A 9,282-nucleotide genomic window follows, 5' to 3' on the forward strand; every position below is an offset into this window, starting at 1 on the left:
ACGGGCGGGTTGCGGGCGTATTCGCTGTCGCACAGCGACAAGGCGAATGCGGGCGCAAAACCTGCTAAGTGCACGTCAGCCAGCCTGTGAACATAGGCGTGTGTTAGGTGGTCGTAGTTTGTTGTTTTTCAGTCGTTTAAATTTCGGCCGTTTAGTGAGCTTTCACTTCGAAAACCACAATTCAGTCGCTTGTTAAACCGCATTTTCCAACCGAAAACGCTCAAATTCGTTGTAAATTTTATATTTTCTTTTTTCTTAAAGTCTAACCGCTAAACTACGCACAAATTAACGAATAAAAACTGATTTTTTTGTCTTAGAATTCATGTTTTCCGACAGTTTTAAAGTCGAGAAACTCAAATTAAATGAACTGAATGTCAGTCGGAAAGCAGAAATAGAATCGAAAATTTTTCCGTTTAAGCACTTTCACGACAGCCCGAAACGGGTTTTTTATTTTCGGGTTGTCCGTGAGTTTGTTTTTCTTTTTGTTTTTTCGTCAAGTTTGTTCGTTAACCACTTTCAGTCCGCTAAAGAGCAGAGTCTGCAAAAAATGAACTTGGTTTCCTTATATTCAAATCGGAAATCTCCATTTCCAAAATTTCGTTCGTTATATGTCGTAGTCTGAAAAGTAATAAGTCTAATTTTCTTTCCTTTAAAATCTGCGAGGAATTGTCCGCCGTGCAAACTCCCGAAAGCCAGCAAATTCAGTCTAACCGATAAGTCAAAAAGTCGAGAAGAAGCGGACAGTTCCTCAAAGATTTTTCAGCAACAAATCCGTCTTTTTCCTTTTTTTACTATGACACCTAACGACCGAGGCTATGGGCTTGGGCGGGCTGCGGGCGGATTTCCTGTCGCCACAGCGACAAAGGAAATGCGGAACGACCTAAATCAGTCAGAAAATACTCAGTACGAGGTGGTTGTTCTGCATAAATTTTTCTATCTATAATCTTATACTCCAACAATTCTTTAAGTTGTTGATTTATTACACGTTCTGTTGCATCAGGCACCTCCTTGAATATCAGACTTGGGCGTAGTGGCTTATCTCGAAGTGCTTCTATGATGCAAATTTTCCACTTTCCGCCAAGCACCTGCATAGCAATGCTATAACCACATTCTAGATATATAGGGATTTTTCTTTCAGACATAATTGTATAGTTAATTTGTAGGAACAAGATACAAAAATAGTGCGAGAATGCATTCTTTGATTATTTTGCTTATCATTCTCTTATCCTAATTCCTTCTCAAACATATACATCAATTTATCTTTTTCATTCAGTTCTACACTTCTGCTTACCTTTTTATTGGTGATTTGATAGCCCGAAAATCGAGTAACAAAAATGCCCAAGCCTTGAGTGTAGGAGCTGACTTCTGCTGAGTATTCTTTACTAGTATCTAAAGGAATTTCACCCAAAATAGTAGTCCAATCACCATCTGAAGTAATAGTAGATATTTCGCCTTGCATCTTGTTGATGTCTGTAATAGCCCTAGCATTCACAGCTATTGGAATTTGCAATTTAAAATCTAAGATTGGCTCCAACAACTCAACATCAGCTTGTTGTAAAGCCAATCGAAAAACATAGGGAGCTAAACTTCTAAAGTCGGCAGGTGTGCTCACTGGACTATAATAGATTCCGTGAGAAAAAGTGACTTTAAGGTCGGTTACTTTCCAGCCATACAAACCCGATTCACAGGCTTTCTTGACTCCATCGAATACTGCATTCTGAAAAGATTGATTCAAGTAGCCCAATGAAATATCGCTCTCTATCGTAAGTCCCGCACCGATTGGCAAAGGTTCTATAATCAAGCCAATAGATGCCCAATAAGGATTAGGTGGCACTTCGATATGAATGGTGTATTCCGATTTCGTTTTCAGACGTTCCTTATAAATCGTTTTCACCTCTTCAAAGTAAGCATCTACCGAAAATCGCTCCTCCAACAAAGTCAAAATAACTTCCCGTTGAGTTGCTCCATAAAGAGAAACTTCTAGCTCATTATTATCAGCATTGATACCAAACGTTAAAGATGGATCTTCTACCGATAATACATTCATAGCAGAAATTAATTTACTCCTATCCTCTACTTTGGCAGGATGTATAGATGATTTGAGAGCAGGACTAGGAATATTCAATTTATCAAATAAACTTGGCATTGTTCCTAAATAATCACCTACCATCAGACTTTCGGCATGGTCTAAAATTGCAATATCGTTTGTAGAAACTTCATCTACATCTATTTCGTTTCCAGCGTAAAAGGTCTTTAAACTTCTTATTTTCAGATTCTCATCTGAGCCATTGAGGTTGTATGATTTTCTTGTTCTAAGGCTTCCCCCTATAATCTTTAGATAGGCTCGTTTCTGTTCCTTCTTATTATGCTCAATTTTATAGACATAGGCAGATAAATCGTTCTCTTGAGGTAGAGATGTTTCAATAAAAGTAGTGATTGAGTTTAGCAAATCTTCGATACCAATGCCATACATTGCTGAGCCATGGTAGATAGGATGTAGTTTAGCGAATTGAACAAGATGAATCATTGAACTCCAATAGTCTGAATTTGAGAGTTGCGTATCGCTTAAGTATTTTTCAAGCAAAGAATCATCTTTCTCCAAAATTGTTTCTCTGTCCTTTTCTGATATGTTGTGTATTGTACAGCTAGAAGTTAAAATCTTGCCATCAACGGATTGCATAAGAAGAATATCTTTTGAAAGGCTATTTTGTATTTCGAAATAAAGCTGATTTAGATTTACTCCCTCTCTATCTATTTTGTTGATAAATAGAATGGCTGGAATTTCTAGTTGTTGCAAGACATTGAACAACAATCTCGTTTGAGCTTGAATACCCTCTTTAGCAGACACCACAAGAATAGCACCATCTAGCATTCTAAAAGTGCGTTCCACTTCTGCTAGAAAGTCCATGTGTCCAGGAGTGTCGATAATATTAATCTTTGTATCGTTCCATTGAATAGACGTTGTAGAAGCTCTAACGGTGATACCTCTTCGTTTTTCAATATCCATCGAATCGGTTGTGGTATTACCTTTGTCCACACTTCCACGTACCTCAGTTGCTCCACTAGCAAATAGCAAGTTCTCAGTAATGGAGGTTTTTCCTGCATCAATATGTGCAAGAATACCTATATTTATAGTTTTCATTTGATTTTGTAAATAATATAGCGGATGCTTTGTAGAAATGCATCACATAAAAAATACATCCTTGATGGTAGAATGTACCACAAGAACTTGAATTCGTATTTCTAATTATATTATTTACTGCCGCATAGTGTGACAAAGGTAGAAAATAAATTTTAAAATCAACCCTACATTCAAGTTGAAAATGCAACTTTATTGATTATTAACTAAATGATATGTTTGATGAAAAAATCGAGGATAACTTTTTTCGAGCTCGATGGGACGGCTCCAAAAGTTATCACCCGCTTTTTTCGAGTAGATTCCAAATTCCATCAAATATCTGATTTGGGGATAAATATCCAAATCTTTTTCGTGGCCTGTTGTTTATCTGTTGTTCCACATAATTCACATATTCATGTGTAACATAATTGAAATCAACTTTTTTCGGTATATATTGCCTTACCAAGCGATTATAGTTTTCGTTGGAACCTCTTTGCCAGCTTGCATATGGCTTGGCAAAGAAAAAGTCGATTTTCAAGTCTCCGGCTACCATCTGATGACACGAAAACTCTTTTCCATTGTCAGATGTGATTGTTTTCAGGAATGGTTTCCAATCCTCCAGGCAATCAATAGTAACCAGTGCGAGTTGTTCCGCATCCTTGCCATCTAATTTTCGGAGTCTGGCTATTCCGGTTGCCCTGTCGTTGATGGTTAAGATGGCACCTTTGTGATCCTTGCCTATGATAAGGTCAATTTCCAAATCACCAAAGCGTTCCCGTAGTTCAACTTCAGGCGGTCTTAGAGATATATCTGTACGATTGGGGATTGTTCCCCGCTTGTCGTAAATCACACTTCGCTTTTTGTAGCGACGTCCACGGTTTCTCAGGTCAAGATATAGCGTCCCTTTTTTACGCTTATCTTGCCAAATAAACTGATAAATACGTTCGTGTGATACACAGTTATCTCCATTTGTTTTGGCAACACCTGCAATTTGTTCCGGACTGTATTTGAGACGCAATTTATCTCGTACATAAGCCTCAACCTCAGGTGTGAAGGTTCTCGCTTTAGCTTTGTATGCCTGACGCTTCAGGTATTTACGATGCGCTAAATCATCTTTGTATTCGCCAGATCGGGCATCTGCATTACGGCGGATTTCACGACTGACAACTGATTTATCTTTATTTATTACACGGGCAATCTCACATTGTGGATACCCACTTTGCAACATTGTGCAAATAGTATATCTTTGTTCTCTGGTTAAATGACTCATAAATGTCAACTTTGGTCGGTAGACAATATAGTTCATTTTTTCCATCAGGGCAAGGGGGAGTTATTCCTCCTGGCTCTGAAAAAAACAAACTTTCCTATTTTGTCTGCAAAGTTGCATTTACAACTTGAATTTTCATGTCAATTTCTTTTATTTTTCTGAAAAGTTTATTTCCAATTCTAAAGTACTCATAGTTGTTGTTAAAATAGAAAAATACTTTATATCTTCCTCTATAACTATAAACACTTTCGATTGGCAGAGTCATAACAATCTGATTACTGTTTTTTGCAACATTATAGCCAACAATGTGAAATATTGCTTCAGCTGTAATTCCAAAACTTGAATAAGAAATCATTGAAGCCATAATAATCAATAAAACATATGTAAACACTCTGTCTATAATTGACTTAAAACCTTTGTGAAGTCTTTTTAAAAAGTTAAGTCTGAGTAATGTTATAATAACAATTCCTATAATAAAAGGTATCCACTCTACAAATAAATTGTATTTAAAACTTTGTCCAATTGTCAGTGGTTTAAGAAAAAAGTAATAAATGACAGCATATGTAAGAAACCCTACAAATAATTTATATACAATATTTTCTTCTTGACTATGTTTGATTTTTATTGAGCTCAAAAACTTAAGCATATATTTTTCTAATTTTCATGTTCGCAATACTTAGTGTTCTAATCTTGAGTCTTGTAAAAATAGTTTTACCATTTATAATTGTTTTCACTCGTAAAAAAGAGATAAATTAAGTTCCTACTAATTCTCAACCACAATGTCCCGCTTTTGCTCGTTATTTGTCAATGTAATGAAGTGAAAAGTCAAAAATACTTCCTTTATAGTCTGCGAGGAATTGTCCGCCCGAAAAAGCTGACAGAAGTAAAAAGTCTGTCAAACCCGAACTGTCTGTCTATGTCGAAAAAACGGACAGTTCGTCAAAGACTTTTCAGTGAATAAATCTCTGTCTTTTCTTTTTTTACACTGACGCATAACGGTTACGTATTGGCGATGGTGGGGCATTTGAAAAACGTCAGCCCAACATTTGCACTAATGCCCGATAGAAGCACAAATGTTGAATTTATAACTATCAGCCCCACTATTGCCAATACGATGTTGGTGGCTGGGCTTCTTTCAAAAGAACTCGTCTAATAATATATAAAACTCTATTTTATTTTTGTTTGGCTTATCAAGTCCATATACCTTGTAAAATATGTCAACCATTTCTGGTCTAAAATTATCTCGTATGTTTCTAACAGCAAGTGCAATATCTTGATATTTATCTGTTATACCTCCATTGCCAATGTCTATAAAACCACTTAAGTTATGATTGTCAAAAATTAAGTTGTCAAAACAGTAATCTCCGTGTGTAAACACTAATTCATAGTCTGATGGCTTTATGCTTAATAATTTCACAAATAGTTCTTCGGGGCTGTAAGTTTGATTTTCGGGTTGTAAGTCTGTAAAATCAATTAACCCACTATCTAAATTAAATCTTGCTTTTGAAATTTTCAAGTCAAGGTGTTGAACCAACGCAGTATTGTCAATTTTCAAAGAATGAAGTTTTTTCAATGATATTGCATATTGCTTAATAATTTCTTCAGTTTCTATTTTATCAAAATAATATTCAAGAGTTTTTCCTTGCAGTTCCGTCATACATAACAATTCAAAGTCGCTTAATTGTTCATAAAAAATAATCTTAGGAACTGGAATTTTTCCGTCAAGCCATAAATAATTTTGATAATCGTATTTGAGGTTTACATTATGGTTACTATAAATTTGTTTTTTGAGAATAAAACTCTTTGATTCATCTGTCGTAACCCTGAACAATTCAGCATTTGTTGAACCACCTGAAATTTGTGTGGTAGTATAATTTCCAAAATATTTGTCAAGTTGATTTTTTACGTCTTTACTGATGTCCATTTGCTGTGTCTTTTAGCCTTGCCACCAACATAGTAATTTACGAAGTAAATAATAGAAAAGTTTCGTGAAATATTCCCTATATCCGTATTTCGTGTAATTACTTTGTTAAAAGTAATAAATTCTTTGATAGTCTATATTATCTAAATAACATTTGTATGAATAGCGAGGTTTTTATTTAAAATTTTTAAATTCTCAATCATGGATCACGAAACTCTACAATTGATACTTTATTAATCTATTTCATTACTTAACATAATTCTTATTATAAGTTTAATAATATTTTTTCTTCAACCATAGACTGGCTTTTACTAATAGAATTAAAACAGGAACTTCAACTAATGGACCTATTACACCTACAAAAGCCTGTGGAGAATGAATACCGAAAACTGCAATAGAAACTGCAATTGCTAATTCAAAATTATTACCTGTAGCAGTAAAAGATATTGAAGCGTTCTTGTTATATGGAACTTTCAATGACTTGTTCACAAAGAAGCTTACAAAAAACATTAGAACAAAATAAATAATTAAAGGAATGGCAACTTTAACAACGTCCATTGGTAATTCTAAAATTTTATCTCCTTTAAGACTAAACATTACAACTATCGTAAATAATAATGCATACAAAGTAATCGGTGAAATTTTAGGCACAAATTTGTGATTATACCATTCTATTCCTTTTGCTTTAACTAAAGTATAACGTGTAATAAACCCAGCTAAAAAAGGTATTCCTAAGTATATTAATACACTTTGTGTTACCTCTCCCATTGATACTGACACATTGAAATTAGCTAAGCCTAATTTACTTGGAAGTACATTTATAAAAAGCCAAACTAAAAAGCTATAACTAAATACTTGGAAAATACTATTTAAAGCTACAAGCATTGCTGTATATTCTCTATTTGCTTTAGCTAAATCACTCCAAACAATAACCATTGCAATACATCTTGCTAATCCAATAAGAATTAAACCTGTCATATAATGTGGTTCATCGTGTAGAAATAAGACAGCTAACCCAAACATTAATAATGTACCTATAAACCAATTTAGTATTAAAGAAATACCTATGATTTTTTTATCTTTAAAAGCTTGTGGTAATAATGAATAATCCACCTTTGCTAATGGTGGAAACATCATTAATATTAACCCTATTGCCAAAGGAATATTAGTTGTACCTACACTCAAGCTATCTGTAACTTGAGAAACATTAGGAAATATATAACCTATAAATACTCCTAATGCCATAGCAAGGAAAATCCATAAAGTTAGATTTCTATCTAAGAATTTTAATTTTGGTTGCATTTTTTAGTTTTTAATTTGAGAAAATACATACAACATTTCTGAAGCTATTTCAATACTTTTCTGTTTATAAACTTCCATTTGTTGAGCAGTTCCATCAGATATTTTTGGATCTTCAAAAGTGATAGGTATTCTTTTCTCTGCTCCTGGAATAAAAGGACAACCTCCATCAGCTTGTGAACAGGTCAAAACTGCGACAAATTGTGATGTAGGATTAAATATATCATCATATTTTTTAGAAAAACCAATGATTGATTGCGTATTCTCATCATACTTAATTGCATAAATAGGGTTAGAATTATCTGCTATGATTTGAATATTTAAACCTTGACTCATTAACGTTTCTGCTACTTTAGGAAATAAAGCTGTTACTTCTGTTCCTCCCGAATAACATTGTACATTAGGAATATTAAAATATGCGGCTGCTACCTGCGCCCAAACTTGTGAAAGATGACTTCTTCGAGAATTATGTGTGCAAATAAAGTTAATATTTACAGTTTGTTTACAATCAACTTTTTGTTGAATATAATCTATAAAAGGCTGTAAAACAGCCTTTCTTTCAATAGATATAATATCAATATTTTGTATTATAGAAATCTCTTTAAATAATTTTAAATACATATAAAAATTATTTTTATACTTAACAACAACCGGAATTTGGTGTACAAGAAGAATTATCTTCTTTTACTCTAAATTTATTATCAGTTGCAAGTGGGATTCCACAGGCATCTTCTGCCAAACAAGCAGTTAATTTATTTTTCAAAACAAAGTTTTTGCCATTAAATTCCAAATCATACTTACCTATCGTTCCTGCTTGATATTCAACCTCTATTTCTCCATTTTCAATACCTAATTTATTTTCTGACAATTCTATAATGTGTAATAATTTATTAGGTTTTAATCTATGTTCATAATCATCTGCATTCCATAATTGAAAATTGACAACTTTTTCATTTCTAATAGTTCCACCACAATCAATGAAATTTTTAATAATTTGTCCAACTTCTGTAACATGAAAGTGTTCCGGTACGAATGTTCCATCTTCTAATTGAAATTCTACATTTTCTAATTTTGGTAGTATTTCTTTAATCTCTGATAATTTCATAATTATTTATATTTTATTATTATATAATTCAATATCGTAATATTACGATTATAGTAGATATAAAATTGCTTTTAACAGCATTGATTTATATTTACATTTTGATTGAAAAAAGAAATTAATTTATTTTTAATTTCATTCCAAATATTTTCATCAATACAATAGCATACTGATTTGCCCTCTATATTTCCTTGAATAATTCCTATACTTTTTAATTCCTTTAAATGCTGAGAAATAGTAGCCTGTGCTAAACCTAGTTCATCTACTAAATCATTACATATACAAGCTTTTTGATTGATTATATGTTGTATAATTGCAATACGAGCTGGATGTCCTAATACTTTAAACAAAATAGATAATTTATTTTGTTCATCTGTGAAAAATTCTGTTTTAGTAATACCCATATCTAAATATTTAACATCGCAATATTACGATAATAAAATTAAATAATCAATCTATTTTTTAATATTTAACATAAGTGTTATTCTAGAGAATAAAAATAAAGCCTCCAATTAGGAGGCTTTATTTTTCTATTTTACATAAAAGGTGTTATAGCTTTTACTGAACCGAAGTTG

General features: G+C 33.0%; 9 protein-coding genes. All 9 read right to left on the reverse strand.

Annotated elements, in window-relative coordinates; all coding sequences use genetic code 11:
* Positions 1-800: 800 nt before the first annotated feature.
* The 9 genes from H4K35_RS15170 to H4K35_RS15210 all read right to left on the reverse strand — a co-directional run bounded on the left by H4K35_RS15170 (position 801) and on the right by H4K35_RS15210 (position 9,111).
* A complete protein-coding gene (locus tag H4K35_RS15170) occupies positions 801-1,142 on the reverse strand; it encodes a helix-turn-helix domain-containing protein (RefSeq protein ID WP_150433340.1) in 342 nt (113 codons plus the stop codon).
* An 80-nt stretch (positions 1,143-1,222) separates the two neighbouring features.
* A complete protein-coding gene (tet(36), locus tag H4K35_RS15175; protein ID WP_150433341.1) occupies positions 1,223-3,142 on the reverse strand; it encodes a tetracycline resistance ribosomal protection protein Tet(36) in 1,920 nt (639 codons plus the stop codon).
* 274 nt (positions 3,143-3,416) lie between these two features.
* Positions 3,417-4,388, reverse strand: a complete 972-nt coding sequence (locus H4K35_RS15180; RefSeq protein WP_180906896.1) for an IS30 family transposase — start codon at positions 4,386-4,388, stop codon at positions 3,417-3,419.
* A 94-nt stretch (positions 4,389-4,482) separates the two neighbouring features.
* Entirely contained in the window at positions 4,483-5,031 is a 549-nt protein-coding gene (locus H4K35_RS15185; protein WP_180906897.1) for a hypothetical protein, read from the reverse strand.
* Positions 5,032-5,520: 489 nt separating this feature from the next.
* Complete coding sequence (locus tag H4K35_RS15190) at positions 5,521-6,309, reverse strand: APH(3') family aminoglycoside O-phosphotransferase (RefSeq protein ID WP_154138269.1); 789 nt, start codon at positions 6,307-6,309, stop codon at positions 5,521-5,523.
* Between the two features lie 270 nt (positions 6,310-6,579).
* Positions 6,580-7,608: an ACR3 family arsenite efflux transporter gene (gene arsB / locus H4K35_RS15195; protein WP_182628770.1), complete on the reverse strand. Its 1,029-nt coding sequence runs from the start codon at positions 7,606-7,608 to the stop codon at positions 6,580-6,582.
* Positions 7,609-7,611: 3 nt separating this feature from the next.
* Positions 7,612-8,226 carry a low molecular weight phosphatase family protein gene (locus H4K35_RS15200; protein ID WP_180906894.1) on the reverse strand — a complete coding sequence of 205 codons (615 nt, stop codon included), beginning with the start codon at positions 8,224-8,226 and terminating at the stop codon, positions 7,612-7,614.
* Between the two features lie 19 nt (positions 8,227-8,245).
* Positions 8,246-8,710: a DUF6428 family protein gene (locus H4K35_RS15205; RefSeq protein WP_180906893.1), complete on the reverse strand. Its 465-nt coding sequence runs from the start codon at positions 8,708-8,710 to the stop codon at positions 8,246-8,248.
* A gap of 71 nt (positions 8,711-8,781) precedes the next feature.
* Positions 8,782-9,111, reverse strand: a complete 330-nt coding sequence (locus H4K35_RS15210) for a helix-turn-helix transcriptional regulator (protein ID WP_180906892.1) — start codon at positions 9,109-9,111, stop codon at positions 8,782-8,784.
* Positions 9,112-9,282: the final 171 nt, after the last annotated feature.

The organism is Myroides sp. NP-2 (assembly GCF_014145665.1).
Classification (GTDB): Bacteria; Bacteroidota; Bacteroidia; order Flavobacteriales; family Flavobacteriaceae; genus Flavobacterium.